The sequence below is a fragment of the Chryseobacterium sp. JUb7 genome (assembly GCF_024806495.1).
Lineage (GTDB): Bacteria > Bacteroidota > Bacteroidia > Flavobacteriales > Weeksellaceae > Chryseobacterium.
The window spans coordinates 44,957-62,127 of the sequence record NZ_JANUFF010000006.1 but is presented as its reverse complement, the minus strand read 5'-3'; the positions used below and the strand labels follow the sequence as shown (position 1 = coordinate 62,127).

The following is a 17,171-nucleotide window of genomic DNA, read 5'->3' as shown; positions in this document are numbered from 1 at the left end:
ACCAAAATAATGAACGAGCCGCAAGCGGTTTTTAAAATGGAATGGCTCCGCGGGTGCTATTTTTAAAACTGGTTGCACCGCTTTTCTGCCAAAATTCGGTTCCGACCATAGGAGGAGCCGAATTTTGGCGCCGGCAGTTTTTCAACTGCCAACGCAAATAGGTTGAGTTCTGAAATTCTTTAGATTTAAAAAGAAGCCTCTATTTTCTGTCATTCCCGTTTTAAACATATTCCAAAGGAGGGAAGCTCCCATTTGTGCAATGGTGCTGTTGATAAAAAGGTCCTGTTTTAAAAGAGCTTCAGCCAGCGAGCAGCTTGGTGTGTTATCCTCTTTTTCAGAACTGAGCATTGCATCACCGTATTCAACAATAATGGAGGGAAGCGAATCAAAGGTTTTGAATTTCTTTGATGTGGGCTGCTCTATTTTTCCAATGGTTGACAGTATTGCCTGACCTGTGTATTTGGTGTTCCCAAGGTCTAACCAATACCTTCCTTTATCCCTGTGGTTTGCGTATTTGCTGTTTAGTTCCTGTAATATTTCTGCAATCGTAAATCTTGAACCCACGGTATCGACACAGGATACATAAATTGATGCACCTGCATGGAGCGGTATTTCTCCTTTTTCATCCCTTTGGAATTTTTCTGTTTTGGCTTTCCAGTTTGTACCCGACCAACGGTTCAGCCTATTGATAATTGCCTGAGATTTATAAAGTCCCTTTTCTGATTCTGCAAATCTTTGGCGACCTACGTTTGCCGAGGTTATCATATCGTTATCCCAAAGATGTACCTCCAATCCTGGGTGGTTAAGTTCCAATAAACTGTGGTTGATTTCCATCAGCGCAGTCATAAATTTTGAACCTGTTCCACCTGCACCGATTACGTTGACACGGATGGGGTTTGTTGGGCTTAGCAGATAATTGTCCAAAAAGTGGACATTTGTTTTTGGCGTTCTCATCGTAATATATCTTTAAGTTTTTGATTGCTTTTGATAAGTCTATCAGTTGGGAACATGGTATCAGTTCCGATTAAGCTTTCCCACAGCAGTACGCAGTTTCCGTCAACAGGATTATGGTCAGCCATCAGGTGGGAGAAATAGCTATTAAAAAAATAGTTTTCCCATAAGGTCATCAGCTCTTTTATGGAACCTGTTTCGGTTGCTTTTATGTCCACTGTTCCCATACAGACCTCACCACTTTCATATACATTGAAAAAAGGCGCATAATGCAGGGCGGTGTTTGCTGTTGGTTTTCTATTGATGGCTAATGCATAGACATGGAGTGATTCTCGGTCTGCCATCCAGACCAAAGGCGGGGTTTGTGCCATTCCTGATTTTATTCCAAGCCCCTCAGAAAATAGAAGTTCTCTTTTTTGAGATTTGCTATACCAGATTATGGTTGCGGATTTTGCGTCAAATGACAATAGGTTATTGGGTAAAATGCCATCTGATTTTAGCTGAGTGAGACTGTCTTCATCAATATTTAGGGCTGTCGCCAACCTTTTTGCTTCACCTATTGTGAGGGGGTGGGGATTAACGGGCGCTCCATCACTGTGCATATCAAAGTGTTCGACATAAGTATCATTTAAGCCACCGTTGCTTTGATAAAAGACCAATGCGCTTGAGGGGTAAAAATAGGTTCCAAAGCTGTTTGTAATATCTTCCATGATTTCTAAATTTTAGAGTTGATGTTCCTGCCAAATTTGAATAAGGTTATCAATGGCATTAAAAACCTTGCTTTCAAAATCAAAATTGTTTTCTTTTATTCTCCTGTTGTCGTAGGGGATAAAGCGTGTAGGCTCGTCTATTTCGCAGTATTCCTGTAAATCATCGTTAACGGACTGGCAGAGCGATTCAAATAAACTACCGTGAATCGAAGCGCAAAATGAAACATAGTTATCCAATGAAATTGCAGGCTCATCAATTTCTATTCTTTCCCTGAAACGCAAGGGATAGAATTTTCTATTGATTCGAACATTAGGATAGGCGCTAAAAATCTTATAAAAAGACTTTGCTACAGTCAGGCATTTTTTATCAAAATCGGTTTTTGCGACAAATGTTTTTAAACGGTTTGTGTAACTGTGCAGGTTTATCGGGTCACTGATTATTTTTTTGATAAAATCACCGATGTGTTTAGCATCATTGAAGTCGGCTATAAACTCTTCCTCCGCACCGTCATCGTACATCCAATTTTCATGTATTTCATACATAGAGTACAGATAGCAATCATCAGTTCTGTAGTAGGGTACACCGAGAACCTGATAGATGTAGGCACATACAGAAAGTAAAAGCTTACTAGCCTGTTCAGTTTCTGAATTGTGCAGGATACCATAAAGTGGAATCACAGGGATATAGTATAAAGTCATTCCTGTATCGTATCTGTCTTCCTTTGCGAAGTAGGTGCTGTTATTATGATGTATCAATCGGACTTCTTTCCAATCCGTCTCCGTAATTTTAAGCTGTTTTTTAAGGTCTGCCATTGATTCAGCAATGTTATACGGAAAAGGGATATTTTCACAATCCTGTAAAGAAAGATTAAATTTTTTAGCGATTAGAGACAGGGATTTTTTAAAATCCCTGTCCATTTTTAATCTATCACAGTCCTGTATAGTTTCGGTTTCCTGCAATCGTGGAGGAAAGCGCATTCCTAAAAAGGCATTGGCAACATCGCAGGTGGTACGGACTTCTGTTTGTCCTTTTGTATTTCCCCTGCATCCTTTGGTTTTCTCATCCACCGTTCGAACTGCTCCAACTGTCGGTGCAGTTGCGCTTGGTTTTCTTTTCTTGGTAACTTTACCGTTTCGGGATATTGTGTTTGCATAATTCATGTGTTTGATTTTTTAGTTAACCTTTAGTTCCGATGACCGTCTCAAAACGATAGAAAATCGTATCATCCGCAATCGTGGGACGTGAAATTTTCGCAGTGGTGAGTACAGGATAGTTATTTGAATAAAAATTAAGGACTGCCTGTACGCTCCATTTTGGCTCAGGGTCGTCAAGCCTGATTTCCTGTTCTTTCTCTTTGAGTACGAATACTCTTGGAAGTGCTGTTGCTACTAACATACTATTGATTTTAAGGGTTATTCTCGTGAGTGATTTCGACTGTTTCTTTTACTGTATCTGAAAATAGGCTAGGGGCAAACTGTCTTTCGTAGATTTCCTGTTTCTTTTTGATAACTTCGGAATGTTCAGGATAATCCCCGACTTTAGGGAGTGCCGTCCAAGCATCTTTGTATTTTCCTTCCTTTTCAAAGGCATCCGCTTTTAGCATGGCTTCGTTATATTTCTTGTTTCTGTTGTCTTTTTCCTTTTGTTCCTTATTGGAGTTTTGTTTTTCCATCGCAGAATTCGCCTGAGCAAGTTCTACCTGTTTCATAAAATGTTCCATATTGGACAGCAAACCAGATGCAGTCTCTACAGGTTTTTTGATGTGGGTAAAAAATCCCTCGTCAAGTTCTTCGGGCGTACCTTTTAGGTTAAAGGGAGGAATCAGGTTTTTAGCCTTGTCCCCACAACTGTCATTTTCGATCAATATCGAAACGATAATTATATTTTCTGTTGCTTTGGTAATGGTTAGCATTAATTTGCTGTTCATTTCCATTTTAGCAATCTGTCTGAAAAAATTAGTTGCTTCCATAATAATTCATTTTTTTGTCGCTTACGCGGTCAGTGATGTATGATTCGGATAGACCGATTTCCCTTAATTGTGCTTCATATTCTGCCATTACCCTATTAAATTCTGCTGTTCCTTCTTCGCCTGCAAGGTGAAGTCTGTGCACTGTTCCTTCTTTCAGTGCCTTAGTGATGGTTCTGTGCAGTTCTTTGATATGTCTTCGTTGGTCAGAAAGTTTGCGTATTTCCTGTGCAAATAGCTGATAGCGTGAAAGGATGTCCAAGAAAATGAACGCTTCCACGACATTTTGATTTTTATATTTTTCGACAAACCTGTTGAATAACCAATCTGCGAACTTGTATTTTGCCAAAGTATCCATAGTTATCTTTTAATAATGTTCTGCTTAATATTTTTATCGTAGTTCATTCGGTAGCCATTATCGTGAATGACCTTTTCAAGCCCGTCCCTGACATACTGTAGTTGCTCCCAATCTTCGGATGATATATTGAGGACGTAGAGCTGTCCGAATTTCGTTACCATTTCAGCGATAATGGCGAGCGCCTGAAACGCTGTTTCAATTTCCTTTTTCATGGTTTCCATTATTTAAGGTTTCTAAGTAGCTTGTGTAGCGTTCTGTTAAATCCTTGCCTTTTTTAAATCGGTCTGTACGGTAGTTATAATTTTCCTCGAACAGGTTAACTGTTTTGGTTTTGAGGTTGATGTAATAGCGGTAAGACGCATTTGCCCGTCTCTCGTCCATTGTGCAGTGCTTTTTGATTAAAGAAAGTTCTCTTTTGCTATTGCTTAATGCGAGTAAGGGCGTAAGAATTTCCTCTACGATATAACCCTGTTCGGGGGCACTCGTGCTGTCGGCAACACATATAATTTCTTCGCCGTTGCTTAATGTGATATGAAGATTTGAACGTGTCATAATCATTAATTTTGATGGGTTAATATTTCCTGAATCAATTTCAGGTCGAACTCAGATGTCCTGAGACGGATGTCTTCGAATGCTTGATAACGAGCCATTCCGTTAGAATGGACGAGTAATACATCGCTTTTTACAAATCCATTTTCATTGCATAACCATTCTATTTCCTGCGCATCTGCTTCAACAAAAGTGAGTTCATTTTCACCGAACCACTGTTCATAAAAAGGCATATGCGTAGACTCATGAACGAGAAACCGAACAGTATGTTCTTTTTTTGCGATATAGCCCATAATAGGGTTGATTCCAAGCATTTCCACTAGTTCCATTGTTTCTTTCGTTCCATTGAGCCAGTCTTTGGAAAGGTTGATGATAGCAATTTCAAAATTGTTGCGTCCTATCTCACTGTAGACCTTTAGAAACATAAACTCCGTTATTTTTGCTGTTGGTTTCATGGCTCGGATTTTAGGTCTAACGTTACGAGTAAATTGTCTCCAAACAGCAAGTAAATCGCATATTTTAGCTTTTTAGAACACTGTGGCTCTGCTGTAAATTTGATAAGGGCATTGATACTGAACAGCGCATCGTAACCGTCAAAAAGTTGGTCCCTGAATGTTTTTTTATTCCTGTACAGTTTTGTGCCATTCTTTTTGTATCTACGCTCAAAAAAGGCTATTAGGTTGTACCATAGTTCGGCAGTAATATGCTTTTCTGTCCAATCCTTTAAAATCTGCACCTTGTTATCTTGGCAGAAATCTGCTTCTTTTTTGATAAAATCCGTCAGATTTTTTAGTTCATCGGGAAAAAGGTTGGCAAGTAGATAGGCTCTATCTAGGTTATCCATTTGATTTAGTGTTTTCATTTGTACATCTTTTAGGATTAATTTTTAGGTGGCAGACTTTTGCAGGACTGCCACCTTTAAAAGTTTTATTAATTCAGTTCAAACACATCTGCGCCGATTTTCTCAAATGAGGTGCATAGTTCAAATGCCTTTTGGGTTTTGAGCTGTGCAGTACCGCCCAGAACGATGCTCTGTAGTTTTGCTTCGGGATTTTTGTAGTTTCGTACATTCTGAAAGTACCCGGTCACGGCATTGTAAGCGCCAAACAATGTCCCTTTTGTCGTTTCCATCAATTGGGTATCGTTAATCATGGCGTATGCGAATGCATCATCTACCGTGTTTTTGAACATCGTTGACAATTCATCATCCGCCCCTTTTTTCAGCAGGTCAAATGTTTCTTTGTTCGGACATAGGGCGAGCTGAATCAGCTTGCGGATTTCACTGTCCTTTACTTTGACCTTTGCCCAATTGTTGAAAATGCCGTCCATCTGCATGGTCAGTGTGTTTGCCAATCCCATTACTTTGTGGGCATCGTTCAGGCGCTGTTTGGCTCCTGCGGTATGTTTGATGCGTACAACGTTGCTCATGTTGCGCAAAGAAGCGTTCAGGGTGTTCTGACATACGATTCGGATAGGGGTAAATGCTGCCGTGATGCTTCCGCTTCCGTCATGGGAGGTCGTCAGGAAGATATATTTTTCAATCACATCATCGGAATTACCGATACGGATGTAGTTAGGGAGTTTTGCAGTGATAAATATGCGTTCTCCCTGCCCCAATGCCCCTGCGGTTTCATAGAGGATGCCACTTTCACCGCCTACGATAGAATCAAAAAAGGTAAAGGCATCTTTATTCTGTACGATATGGTAGTCTTTACCCACCACACCGAGTACGGTATTGTTGTCCGTGCGGATGTTTGCGAAATAATTGGGAACCTCGATTTCCGTGTCCTGAATGACGATACCGTCTGCAATCTGAACGATGCCCGAACCTTTTGTAAATAGTGGACTTTTTTCTACTTCGTAGTCCAGACCTGCGTGCCGTATTGCTTCGGCACTTGTAGGGTAGTCCTGAACAATCTGTCCTAGTCCGTGCCAAGCCTTTTCCTTTACTGAGAAAAATGAATATCTGCCTGTTCTGTTGTTGTAATTTAGATTATGTGCCATGATTTCTGATTTTAAGGTGTTCTGTTTATTGATGAATCTGTGAGATTGAATCGGACGATTAGAAAGGTAAATCGTCATCATCCGAGCCTGCCTGTATTGCGTTGTTTGCGTTCTGTTTTCCTGCACTTCCTTGTGTGCTTTGTCCGTTTTCCTGCTTTGCGGGTTTCCCTAAAGGCTTGATAGCTGAGGTATGGAAATTGAGCCCTGCTTTTGCTGTTCCGTCACTTGACAGCCATGCCCTTGCGCTGATTCTGCCCGATAGTTCAACCAATAGCCCTTTGACAAGGAATGTCACTGCTTTAGGAGTGAGCCAATAGGAGCAGTCCACAAATTCGGTCTGTTCGATTCGCTGTCCTGCTTTGTTTTTGTAGCTGTCATTCACTGCGATGGAGAAGTTGACAACTTCTTTTCCGTTTGGTGTTTTGCTGACTTCTGCATTTTTTGTCAGTCTTCCGATGATGTTCATAATCGTCTGTTTTTAAGTTATACAATCCTGTTACGCTTCCCCCTTTTCCTGTCCTGCTGAGGCTCGGCCCCGAATCATTTTTTTCAAAAGAAAAAACAGGAAAAAAAAGAAAGTCAATGTATACGCCGGTCAAATGGTGCAAAGTCAAGAGAAATGATGATTTAATGGGGGGGACCCTCTGGGGCGTAGACCGTTCATTCGTTATTTCTCTTGCAGGGTGGTGTCGGTGGCTGGCCGACGTATTTTTACTTCCCTTTTTCGACTGTTCTTTTGATAAAAACTGATTAAACAAATCTTATTTTCCTGAAATTTCAGTCGTGTTAAAAAAGTATTATTCATAGGTAATTGGAAGCTGCGTACAAGTCGGACGAGCTTAGGAGTGCGGCTTTCAATTGTCTATATCAGGAAAGCAGAAAGCTCTTTTACAATGAAGGAACGGGCATGACGTCAATGTGCTTTTGCTTTTGTGGGCTGGCAATGATAGTGATGTTTTGAATTATGGATTTTGAAATGATATCTTTTGCGTGAGTGATTGAAGTGGAAAGCCCACAGGAACGAGGACTTGTAACGGAAAGCCCGGTGCCATAAAGCACACGCCATAATAATGTTATGCATAAGGCATTTTGGGAATAGCGTTAAGTGGACTGAATAGATTTTTTCAAACAGAGTAGGAAATGCACTGCTGTAAAATTTTGCGGTCTTTAACTTTTCCTTGATTTGTTTTTCATATTATTCGCGTGGATCTGTTGCTAGTTGCTTTTAGACACAAAGATTTACTTACTTTTGTGTAATAGAAAGCTGGAGAATTTAAAGCATTATTTAAGCTAATTTTAAACCTAGAATAGCACAATTTACATGAGTAAAAAAGTATTTATTTCCTATGCATGGGGTAATAGTGAGCATCAACAATGGATAGTTGATCTTGCAACAAGACTAATGAACGACAGCGTTGACGTTGTGTTAGATAGGTGGTCACTTCAAGATGGTCATGATATCCATAGTTTCATGGAAACTATGGTTAAGGCAAAAGATATTTTTCGGGTACTTATAGTTTCTGATAAAACATATACAGAAAAATCTAATGATCGAGCTGGGGGTGTGGGAACCGAAACCCAGATTATTACGCCCAATATCTATTCGAAGGAAGAGCAAGTCAAATTTATTCCACTCGTAAGAGAGAGGGATGAGGATGGACATGCATTTCTTCCTGTGTATTTACAAAGCAGAAAATATATCGATTTTTCTAGGGAAGAGGACTTTGAAAATAGTTATGAGGAATTATTAAGAAATATTCTTGAAGCGCCATCGCTTCCTAAACCTAAATTAGGAATAAAAGCGCCCAGCTATATTACCGATTCAGTTGTAAATCTTGCTGAAACCCACAATAAATTAAAGACAATAAATAACCAGATCAATAAGAATGGAAAGGTTGCATATAGGGAATTGAAAAGTTTTATTGAGATCTTTCAAGATAAACTTTGGGACTTTGAGCTTGTTAATACGCCAACAGATTTAATCGGTTACGGAGAGAAATTATATGATACGCTGAAATCATATAAACCATTGAAAGAAGATTTTGTACAATTTATTCAAATTTTGGCAAGTAACGAACTAGAGAATAGCGATGAATTATTAATCGAATTTTTTGAAACTGCTCCTCTTTATGATAGTCCCAGGGAACACGAAGGCAGCTGGAGCCCTGCAAGATTTGACATTTTTAAAGTAATTTTTCATGAACTTTTCCTGTATGCAATAGCTGCAGCCTTAAAAAATAAAAACTACAAACTCGTTGCAGATCTGCTGCATACTAAATATTACAAAAAAGAAAAATATGCCAGAAAGACAGAAGCTTCTAAGTTTACTTTTATCGGAGGCTACCATGAATACCTGGAACAATATTTTTCTAGGGAACACAAGAAGATTACAGGTTTTGGAGAGTATATTATTATGAATTTGTGTGAAAATTTTAAAAAGACCGACCTTATATTAGCTGATATGGTATGTTATTTCGTTAGCTATCTGAAGATAGTTGATTACGAAACGTGGTTTCCTTATACTTATATTTATGGAGAATCACAGCCTATCAATTTTTTCGCAAAAATGACATCTAAAAAGCATTTTGATAATGTAAAGGAAATATTCGACATAAAAGGAGCGATTGAGCTTAAAAATATACTGACAACTTACAAAAGTGAAAATAATGACCATATTCGTTATGGAGGGAACGGGTATTCGAAAGTGCCTTCCATTCATGAGCTTGTAAACCCGGATACAATTGCAAGTGAAAGGTAAGCCTGGAATGGTATCGATTGGTAAAATGCGAAAAAATATAAATAAATGGCCTACAGGTACTCGCATCAACAACGGATAGACTGGATAAAATTACATAATCCAAACTATCCTAATCAGCATTGGCATAGCGATATTGTTTATCGCCCGGATGAAATTCTCCATAAGGAGTTTTTTTATCGCAAGAGGACTGTAAAAAAGAAGATCAATCCAGCAAACATATGTGGTATTGAATACGCCTACTCGTACAATTGTCCAGCTTATAAGGCAAAGGACTGGACATATCACTGGGACGATTTATTGGGCGATCTGAAACGACTAGATTGGGTTATTGACAATTTGGTCGATTTAGACCAGATTATTGACCATATCCACTTTAATGAGGAGGAAAAGACAGTTGAACAGTATGGCGATCACTTTTTCACTACGGGTGGGCAACATCGCTTATGTCTTGCCAAATACCTTGAACTGGATGAGGTGGAAGTAAACGTTGAGGAATACATTTTTGACCGTGAGCGATTTCAACGGGAAAAAAGATTTGAAAGATACATTCCTAAATTTATTGAGGAAGGGTTTTTGGGTCAGTGGTATGAAAATAACCCACGCGTTGATTTTGTGGGGATAGATGTTAAGGGATTTGATAATAAAAAGGATACGGTTTTTATAAAAAAGAAATTTGCCGGATATGTATTGGACCGGATGAGTGAGCTTAGAAGATTTCCATATCGGGGTATCTCCAATAGCATAAAATCAATGAAAATTGAAAGTAATAAAAGAAATAGTATTGTTTCAGATCAGGAACTCTATCTTTTGGATACATTACTACTGCGGCACAACCGCAGCATTTTAAGTAAGATTTTCATATAATTCTTTGTTGATGGATTGTAAGAATGATATGAAAATAATATAAATCAAGCGAAGTCAATTTATTCTTCTATGGACTTTTCCTTGGACATTTGTATATTATCTACAACCTCAATGCCTAAGAGGTTTTTTGCTATGATGAATTTCTCGGGAAGTCTTCCTTCCAATGCCAGAATAATGCGACTGTTCGGAAGTTCATTATCTACAATTTGTTTTGCTTCAATTAAATGTTTGTATTTTACACACTGAAATATTCCCCGCAAAATATCTTCTGGGGGAGAAATATGAGATTTCACTTCAACCCCTATTTTAAGGGATTGATCAATAAATAGTATGTCAATAACATCAGCGGAAGGAAGCACATGTTCGAGTATTCCATTTGGAAGGGAATCCTTAAGACCTAGTACTAAAGGGTTTTTTGAAACAAACTCCTTAAATTTTCTGTGGCTTTCGCTTTCACCTCCTGATCGTATTTTGATTGCTTTATCTAAATCTTCTTGAAGGTCTATGTGTATTGGATCCAAACCAAGAACATTCAAAACTTCCCGCCAGTATGGAAATAAGTATATTTCTGCGAGCATAGCATCCAAAAACTCTTTCTGCTGGCTTGGGCTACGGGTGCTGTAATCAGAAATATCGATAAACCAAGAAATTCCGTCCCCTGGAAGGTTTGTTCTTTTGCTGATCGCGATACATTGGATGGCTGGTATTCTGATGTCAGTACTTAAGCTCAGTTCTTTCATTGCACTTCCAATCACACCCAATACATAATTAAGATTTCGTGGATTTGGCATTCCAAGGATTTTAGCAAGGTCGGAATAATAAATTGTCTGACGGGCCTCAGCTTGTTTAACTAGGTAGGGTAAAGCTACTCTCGCTCTTGTTTGATATAATTTATTTCCCTCTAAAAAATCGTACTTTCCGACAATTGATGTATTCATTTTACTTTGCTATTTTCAGTTGATGTTTCTATTTGATTAGTTTTAGCTAATCCAAGGAATTTATAATACAATTTTTTTTATAAATTATTGATAGCTAGGGCTATTTGTCAAGACGTTTATTTTCCAAAGTTAAAAAAGGATTTTACTGCGTGCAATAGCTCTTGAATCCTATTTTTATTATTTGGTGGGTACAAATATAATTGCAGATGTCCTTCCATAGCGCGTAGTTTTATGTTAACATCGGCGTATTCCCAATGTCTGCCGGGCCAACAGTCTTTTCCAATCTGCTCCAATTCTGGATCAGAGAATTTTTCCAAATTATCTACGTCGTTACCCAAAAGCAGCTGTAATTTACTGACAAGAACATGTGCTTCCTTGCCGAAAATAGGTAGGGAGTTAGTGGGTAAATGTCTAGTCATGAGAAGGAATGGACTTTTAGTACTTTTATCGGTAATTATACGTATAACATTAAAGTAGTCGCAGAAAAAGAAAGCGCAGTCATAACGGCTACTCTTAAGGTCGGAGGTGTTGGACGGTGCTAAATTTTTTAATAAATGCAACAATTGATTAAGGAAATCTACTGTTTTGAACTGAAGACATTTTTTGTAAAGGATCAGAAAGTCATCGGCCGACATGGCGATAGTGTTAATATCAAGTTTTTCATAGACGGCATTTGCCTTTTTACAGTTTCTTTGATCCTGAGTAATATAAAAATCACATGAAGACGCAAAAGCTGTATGAAAAGCATCTTCCATGGTATTTCTGAAAGTTTGTTTCCTGCCTCTGTTTATAGAAATTTTATCTTCCTGATACCCGTGCATGTCCAGTGCTATATATTCATTACTTATTTCTGTAAACCAGGGGGAGGCAAACTCATGGGCCGGGCCTTTTGGTTCAGCTAAAATTCCTTTTTTTTTATAAGCTTTATCAATGAGTTCATAGGGGGAAGCGCTGTGAAATATTTGGTCTCTTTTTATATCTGCCCCACCTTGAAGATTTTCACGTAAATCTTTATAAGCTGTATTTTTGTTCATTCTTTCTATCATTCCAAAGATTGCTGTTAAAAGTCCAACCTGTGTATAATTGTCCTCAAGTTCAGGGAGAAAGCTGCGCATTAGGTGAGCTGTTTCAGGGTTTTCGAAGGATTTTTGAAAAACTTTATCGATAGGAGTGTTTTTAAATAACGTAATTTGCTCATTCAATAGTTCCTGAAGATTTCTACTTTCTTCATCAAGATTGTCTGAAAGTGGTTCGATACGAAGCACATCTAGTAGTTGACTTAGATTGCTATCCTGTATGTATAAATCCCGAGGAGGATTGTTTCGAAATTCGGTTCTGCCCTCTATATGGAACAAACAATAATTTTGGGAAAGGTTGGAGATAAAATCCAGATCAGAATCGATATTCTCCATATTTGATAGTTCTTGGCTACTCGCAGAAATATCGCCAAGATGCGAAGTTGAATAAGGCTTTAAAAATTTCTCGTTATCTGAAATAATTGAATAAAATTCACTGTGTTGCCCATTTTTCATCTGGCTCATTACATTCCAATCTATATAGACCCTGATCATCGTTATTTAAAATTATTCATATGGAAAGTTAGGGAATAATCTGTAATATTAAAGATTTCAGAATTAATAATTGTAACTATGATAACGTGGCTGAACCATTCACTAAAAATTCCCGAGCTGGATGGATTAGCATCAGTAATCGTGGGATTGCCGCTTGTTTTTGTTGCCTTTATATTGGCTAGAAAAAGCAGAAGCTTGTTGATGGGCGAAGGTATCGCGCCCGAAACGAGAAAAAAATTGCGGAACTCGCAGAAAAAGACTTTACAGTGGTGAAGACAAAAAACATATTATCGACTTATCAGTTGCCCGAAGAAGTTGTCTTGATGTTGATAAGAGATTTTGAAGATGACCTGGATAAAGAGGAGATCACTGAGGCGATACGCCGTATCCGCACAGACATAAAAAATGAATTTAAACTTGTATATTATGTGATCATACAGCTGGAATAATGCTGCAAATAGAGGTGAAGACTCCTACTGTTGCAGTAATGTTAATTCGTCAATTTGATATTTTAGTGAAAAGTGTTTAAATTAGGTATCAATAATTATTTGCTCGATCGAGCAAACTTTTTATAAAATAGGTTAATAATATGGTAAAACACCCGCTGACTCCCAATCTACGGGTGTTTTTAATATGCAGATAAATTCCGCATTGTTGGTATGAGTTTCGGACATAGATGTCAATTAGTGTACCCACCAAGTTCAGCATAAATCTTTTATATTTTATAAATAAAAGAAGTAAATTGTAATCAAAGATTTATCATGGAAGTAATTTACAATATTAGTATTGAAGTCAGTATCAGTAATATTGAAGCTGGTTTACTGTATAAATATTTAAAGATGCATCCAATAGAAAAACAGTATATAAACTACGGATATTTTGCATTTTCTTTTACGGAGTTTGAACTACAAAAAGAATTTGATTTGACGCTGACGGTGGAAATTATGGATTCTTGTGTCAGAGTATTAGAAGATCAAGACCTGGGCGATCCCGTGGAGAATCTGCTAAAAAAGGAACTCCTTGAAAAAATCTATAAATGGTCAGCTATACTCTATGGGGAGGAAGATGCTATTGAAGCGTTCCAAACTGATTATTATTTGAATTCGATTGGGCAACTTCAGGAAAACAGTTATTTTAGTTTTGGAAATTATTTGAAACTTCGGAACCTAAACAGCTCAAATTATAATTTGGGAAGGCACAGGGTATCAATCGTTAAAAAATTGAGGAATTTTTTGTTTAATAAATTGTTTAAATAATTTTGATTCTTGGGTCAGATCCAAGTTTCAAAATAGCTGGCGCCAAGTTTATCTTTTTTGTTGAGAATTGTGGAAAATGAAAAATGAGGCTTATGCAGCTACTTGCTACTGTATAAAAGAAATCCCAACCAATCGTCTCAAATAACGGGATACTGATATAATTGGTTTATTAAAAAGAGTACTAAATGTCTTTCCTCTCTCTGTCTGCAAAAATGTTTATAGGAAAAGTGCTTAATATACAGTTTATTTTGTTTTTAATAAATACAAAAGGTTTAGTAAAAAAGGTTTGTTATACCTAAAACGGAAATCACATCATCAAACCAAGCAATCGCAACTTTTAATAGCACTTGTACAAGAAAAGACATATTTTTCATTTAAGGATACCAATACTTTAGTAACTGAGATAGCATTATTGATGCTAGTAAATCTGTTATTAATATGGCAAGACACGCCAAGAACGTCAATCTTCGAGTGTTTATATTATATAGGGAATTATGATATTAGACCAAAAAAAGATTAAAGTGCCGAAATAGGATGGTTTAAAGAAAGATGAAGTACCAAATACAATTTTCTTACCTGGGTTATTATTTATATTTTCAACAGAAAAAAATATGTTGGATACAGAGTACATAGAAAATATACTAAAAGGTAAGGATGGATTAGAGTTTCAAAAATGTGCAGCGAATTACCTTCGGAAAAAATATGGTGGTACCTTCCAGGAGGTAGATTCCATGGGGCCACTTGGAGATGGTGGTAGAGATGGCTATGTGCTTGAAACCAGAGAATATTTTGCCATGTCAACCTGGTCTGACAATATAGCAACCAAGATAAAGAATGACTATAGGAACTGTATTGATAAAAACCTCGAAGTCAAGAAGTTCATTTTTGTCACCAATCGTAAAATAGGCCCTAAAGAATGTGATGTCATTGATGAGCTTAAATTGGCGAACCAAGATATTAAAATTGAAACCCTTAGTCATCGGGATATCGCTAAAGCATTGATTGAATATCCGCAAAGAGAAGTTTTGGCAATACTTGGAAAGCCAATATCTTTTTATGATGATAAAACTGTTTATTTTGAAGAATGTATGGATAGACAGCTAACTTTCACTCTGTGGGAATCCATTAAAGATTCAATGCATGTCTACTTAGCAACAATCATTTTTGGTGCTGTATTTTGCGCATCATTTTTCTACATTGAAGCTGACTGGGCCAAAACCCTGTGTTTTATTTTAACTGCCGCAGTGATGGGTTTATACATGTCTCGAAATATGGAAAGTATGCGAAAATACAAATATGCCCATAAAATTTTGTACCTAATGTTTACAGGTAGGCTTGAGGTGCAAAATGAGGTTGTATTGGATGAAGGAACACATTTGACAATCAAACGAAACTCAACATGGAACTTTACGCTTAATAAGAGGTCTATCGACTGTATCAAAAGAGGTTGTAACGGAAAAGTATTTTTATATACGCAAGAAGATGGAACGATGATAGGCCGGTGTGAAAAGGATAAATTAAATCACACATTTAGGGTTGACAATAATTTTTATGGAGAATTGCTGTAAAAATTAATTCTCCATTTTTTTGGTCAACTGGTGTAGTTCACATACGCTATTTCATAAGCCTTGTACCGTCGGTATTCGTTTCTTCTGAAATCTTTTCAATTCTATATGTTTCCATTTACAAGCAACGATCGAGTAAGCTACTAGTTCCGTACGTTAGTAAATAATATATATGCTGAAGTTTTGGTTCTTAATAAACCAAACCTCAGTAAATAAGTTTGATGTTAAAAAATAGTGGTTTTACGAATAAAACGTCTCTAATCTATTTATAAAAGAAGTAAATTTGCTAAAGAGATAACAGATGTTGCAGAGAGTATTAATTTAAAAAGTATTATCTTGAGTACATTGCGATGTATGGCTGATTTGCATATTGTGTGTGACCATGTGCTCTAGTATGTACTGATCTGTAAAAGAAGTAGCCTTAAGTAAAGGCTAAAATATTTAGAAAAGAAATATGCCGGAATTCAGATTTTCATTACCAGCTATTAACGCACTTTATCCTGACCAGCAGTTGGCTTTTCATCCGAGGAGCGCAATGTTGGTGACCGGTGGACCGGGAAGTGGAAAGACTGTAGTTACTATTTTTAGATTCTTGCGCTCTGTCAGAGAGCATGATGATCTTATGCTTTTTACATACCATAAAACACTTATTCTCACGATTAAGGGCATGTTAAGAGCAAGAGCAGAGGAACTGTTCGGTGAACTGGATGAGCGACGGATAAATGATATAGTGGAAAATAAACTTGATACTTTTTATCAGTGGCATTGGGACAATGTAGGAAGGTTTAGGCCTGAAGCTTCCGATGAGGAAGTTGCTGCAAATTTTGATAGGTATATTAGAAGACCCCGTAGGAATAATGTAAAGTTTAGGGAATTATTTTTTGATGAGGGGCAAGATTTACCGCGGGTTGTTTATAACAATGTTGGGGAATTGACGAATAATGTGAGTGTGGGGGCTGATAGGGCCCAGAATTTTAAGCAGTATTACCCAGAAGATCAAGCGGAAGATATTATTTTGGAGGGTATTCGGCACCACATTGCCACCGATACACAGTACTTGGGAGGTAACCATAGGAACACGCGTCAAATATTTGAGCTTGCCAAAAAATTTGTACCGGAGGATTTACGGGTTCAAGCTATGGATTCGGGAGATCTTCAGTCGGGCAATGACCCTGAGGTTGTGCCAAGACTGGCACATACGGCGCAAATGGACTATGTACGGCAGGTTATTGAAAATAATCCCAATAGCAATATTGGTATACTATGTCATTTTGGTAACGAAGTGGTTAAATTGAAAGAATATCTGGAGCTAAATGGATATTCGTGTGCTTTGCAGGCTGCCGATGATAGAGCTTTTTCCTATTATTGGCATGGGATCAATCCTGCTGACGAAGCTGTTTTAAAACAAAAGTTTAGGACACCATTTATAACTACTTTTGAGTCTTGTAAAGGACTTGAATTTGATATCGTGATCATGCCTTTTTTCGAATCATCGGATAATGCCATGCGAAAATTGAATAGTGATGGTAGGCCTTGGGTGACAAGAAGCCATTATTATGTTGCCGTAACAAGAGCTAAAAGTGATATTTATATATTATATAGATACAAGCCTGCCTCTATGAATTTCTATAATGAGGCGGAAAGACAGAATATATTGAATGAATTGTTATAATTCAAAAA

The 17,171-nt window shown here is 37.6% G+C and carries 19 protein-coding genes; 5 read left to right on the top strand and 14 right to left on the bottom strand.

Going from position 1 to position 17,171, the window contains the following annotated elements; genetic code table 11:
• Positions 1 to 141: 141 nt before the first annotated feature.
• The 12 genes from M2373_RS12625 to M2373_RS12570 form a co-directional block, all read right to left on the bottom strand.
• Positions 142 to 954 carry a PRTRC system ThiF family protein gene (locus tag M2373_RS12625; RefSeq protein ID WP_123871777.1) on the bottom strand — a complete coding sequence of 271 codons (813 nt, stop codon included), beginning with the start codon at positions 952 to 954 and terminating at the stop codon, positions 142 to 144.
• Entirely contained in the window at positions 951 to 1,661 is a 711-nt protein-coding gene (locus M2373_RS12620) for a PRTRC system protein B (protein ID WP_259111231.1), read from the bottom strand. Before M2373_RS12620 ends, M2373_RS12625 begins: the two co-directional genes overlap by 4 nt.
• Positions 1,662 to 1,673: 12 nt before the next feature.
• Positions 1,674 to 2,822: a hypothetical protein gene (locus M2373_RS12615; RefSeq protein ID WP_123871775.1), complete on the bottom strand. Its 1,149-nt coding sequence runs from the start codon at positions 2,820 to 2,822 to the stop codon at positions 1,674 to 1,676.
• 16 nt (positions 2,823 to 2,838) lie between these two features.
• Positions 2,839 to 3,057, bottom strand: a complete 219-nt coding sequence (locus M2373_RS12610) for a PRTRC system protein C (RefSeq protein ID WP_123871774.1) — start codon at positions 3,055 to 3,057, stop codon at positions 2,839 to 2,841.
• A gap of 10 nt (positions 3,058 to 3,067) precedes the next feature.
• A complete protein-coding gene (locus M2373_RS12605; RefSeq protein ID WP_123871773.1) occupies positions 3,068 to 3,631 on the bottom strand; it encodes a PRTRC system protein E in 564 nt (187 codons plus the stop codon).
• The gene (locus tag M2373_RS12600; protein WP_123871772.1) at positions 3,618 to 3,986 is read right to left on the bottom strand and encodes a hypothetical protein; all 369 of its coding nucleotides are present in this window, start codon (positions 3,984 to 3,986) and stop codon (positions 3,618 to 3,620) included. Before M2373_RS12600 ends, M2373_RS12605 begins: the two co-directional genes overlap by 14 nt.
• Positions 3,987 to 3,988: 2 nt before the next feature.
• A complete protein-coding gene (locus M2373_RS12595) occupies positions 3,989 to 4,198 on the bottom strand; it encodes a hypothetical protein (RefSeq protein ID WP_259111225.1) in 210 nt (69 codons plus the stop codon).
• Positions 4,182 to 4,538 (bottom strand): penicillin-binding protein, encoded by a 357-nt coding sequence (locus M2373_RS12590; RefSeq protein ID WP_123871770.1) that lies wholly within the window; start codon positions 4,536 to 4,538, stop codon positions 4,182 to 4,184. The genes M2373_RS12595 and M2373_RS12590 overlap by 17 nt, the downstream gene beginning before the upstream one ends.
• Before the next feature lie 5 nt (positions 4,539 to 4,543).
• Positions 4,544 to 4,960 carry a hypothetical protein gene (locus M2373_RS12585; RefSeq protein ID WP_259111220.1) on the bottom strand — a complete coding sequence of 139 codons (417 nt, stop codon included), beginning with the start codon at positions 4,958 to 4,960 and terminating at the stop codon, positions 4,544 to 4,546.
• 26 nt (positions 4,961 to 4,986) lie between these two features.
• A complete protein-coding gene (locus tag M2373_RS12580) occupies positions 4,987 to 5,397 on the bottom strand; it encodes a hypothetical protein (protein WP_259111218.1) in 411 nt (136 codons plus the stop codon).
• Between the two features lie 68 nt (positions 5,398 to 5,465).
• Positions 5,466 to 6,539, bottom strand: coding sequence for a DUF932 domain-containing protein (locus M2373_RS12575; RefSeq protein ID WP_259111215.1), 1,074 nt, complete (start codon positions 6,537 to 6,539; stop codon positions 5,466 to 5,468).
• A 58-nt stretch (positions 6,540 to 6,597) separates the two neighbouring features.
• Positions 6,598 to 7,005: a single-stranded DNA-binding protein gene (locus tag M2373_RS12570; RefSeq protein ID WP_129058434.1), complete on the bottom strand. Its 408-nt coding sequence runs from the start codon at positions 7,003 to 7,005 to the stop codon at positions 6,598 to 6,600.
• Positions 7,006 to 7,860: 855 nt separating this feature from the next.
• Between M2373_RS12570 and M2373_RS12565 the strand changes: the two genes are divergently transcribed.
• Complete coding sequence (locus M2373_RS12565) at positions 7,861 to 9,297, top strand: toll/interleukin-1 receptor domain-containing protein (RefSeq protein ID WP_259111210.1); 1,437 nt, start codon at positions 7,861 to 7,863, stop codon at positions 9,295 to 9,297.
• 45 nt (positions 9,298 to 9,342) lie between these two features.
• Positions 9,343 to 10,161, top strand: coding sequence for a hypothetical protein (locus M2373_RS12560; protein WP_259111208.1), 819 nt, complete (start codon positions 9,343 to 9,345; stop codon positions 10,159 to 10,161).
• A 59-nt stretch (positions 10,162 to 10,220) separates the two neighbouring features.
• On the opposite strand, the gene M2373_RS12555 is transcribed toward M2373_RS12560, so the two are convergent.
• Entirely contained in the window at positions 10,221 to 10,952 is a 732-nt protein-coding gene (locus M2373_RS12555) for a hypothetical protein (protein ID WP_259111207.1), read from the bottom strand.
• A gap of 263 nt (positions 10,953 to 11,215) precedes the next feature.
• Complete coding sequence (locus tag M2373_RS12550; RefSeq protein ID WP_259111205.1) at positions 11,216 to 12,640, bottom strand: hypothetical protein; 1,425 nt, start codon at positions 12,638 to 12,640, stop codon at positions 11,216 to 11,218.
• Positions 12,641 to 13,431: 791 nt separating this feature from the next.
• Between M2373_RS12550 and M2373_RS12545 the strand changes: the two genes are divergently transcribed.
• The 3 genes from M2373_RS12545 (at position 13,432) to M2373_RS12535 (ending at position 17,163) form a co-directional block, all read left to right on the top strand.
• Positions 13,432 to 13,926 carry a hypothetical protein gene (locus M2373_RS12545; RefSeq protein ID WP_259111203.1) on the top strand — a complete coding sequence of 165 codons (495 nt, stop codon included), beginning with the start codon at positions 13,432 to 13,434 and terminating at the stop codon, positions 13,924 to 13,926.
• A 611-nt stretch (positions 13,927 to 14,537) separates the two neighbouring features.
• The gene (locus M2373_RS12540) at positions 14,538 to 15,494 is read left to right on the top strand and encodes a hypothetical protein (RefSeq protein WP_259111201.1); all 957 of its coding nucleotides are present in this window, start codon (positions 14,538 to 14,540) and stop codon (positions 15,492 to 15,494) included.
• A 451-nt stretch (positions 15,495 to 15,945) separates the two neighbouring features.
• On the top strand, positions 15,946 to 17,163 hold the full coding sequence (locus M2373_RS12535; protein WP_259111199.1) for a hypothetical protein: 1,218 nt from the start codon (positions 15,946 to 15,948) through the stop codon (positions 17,161 to 17,163).
• Positions 17,164 to 17,171: the final 8 nt, after the last annotated feature.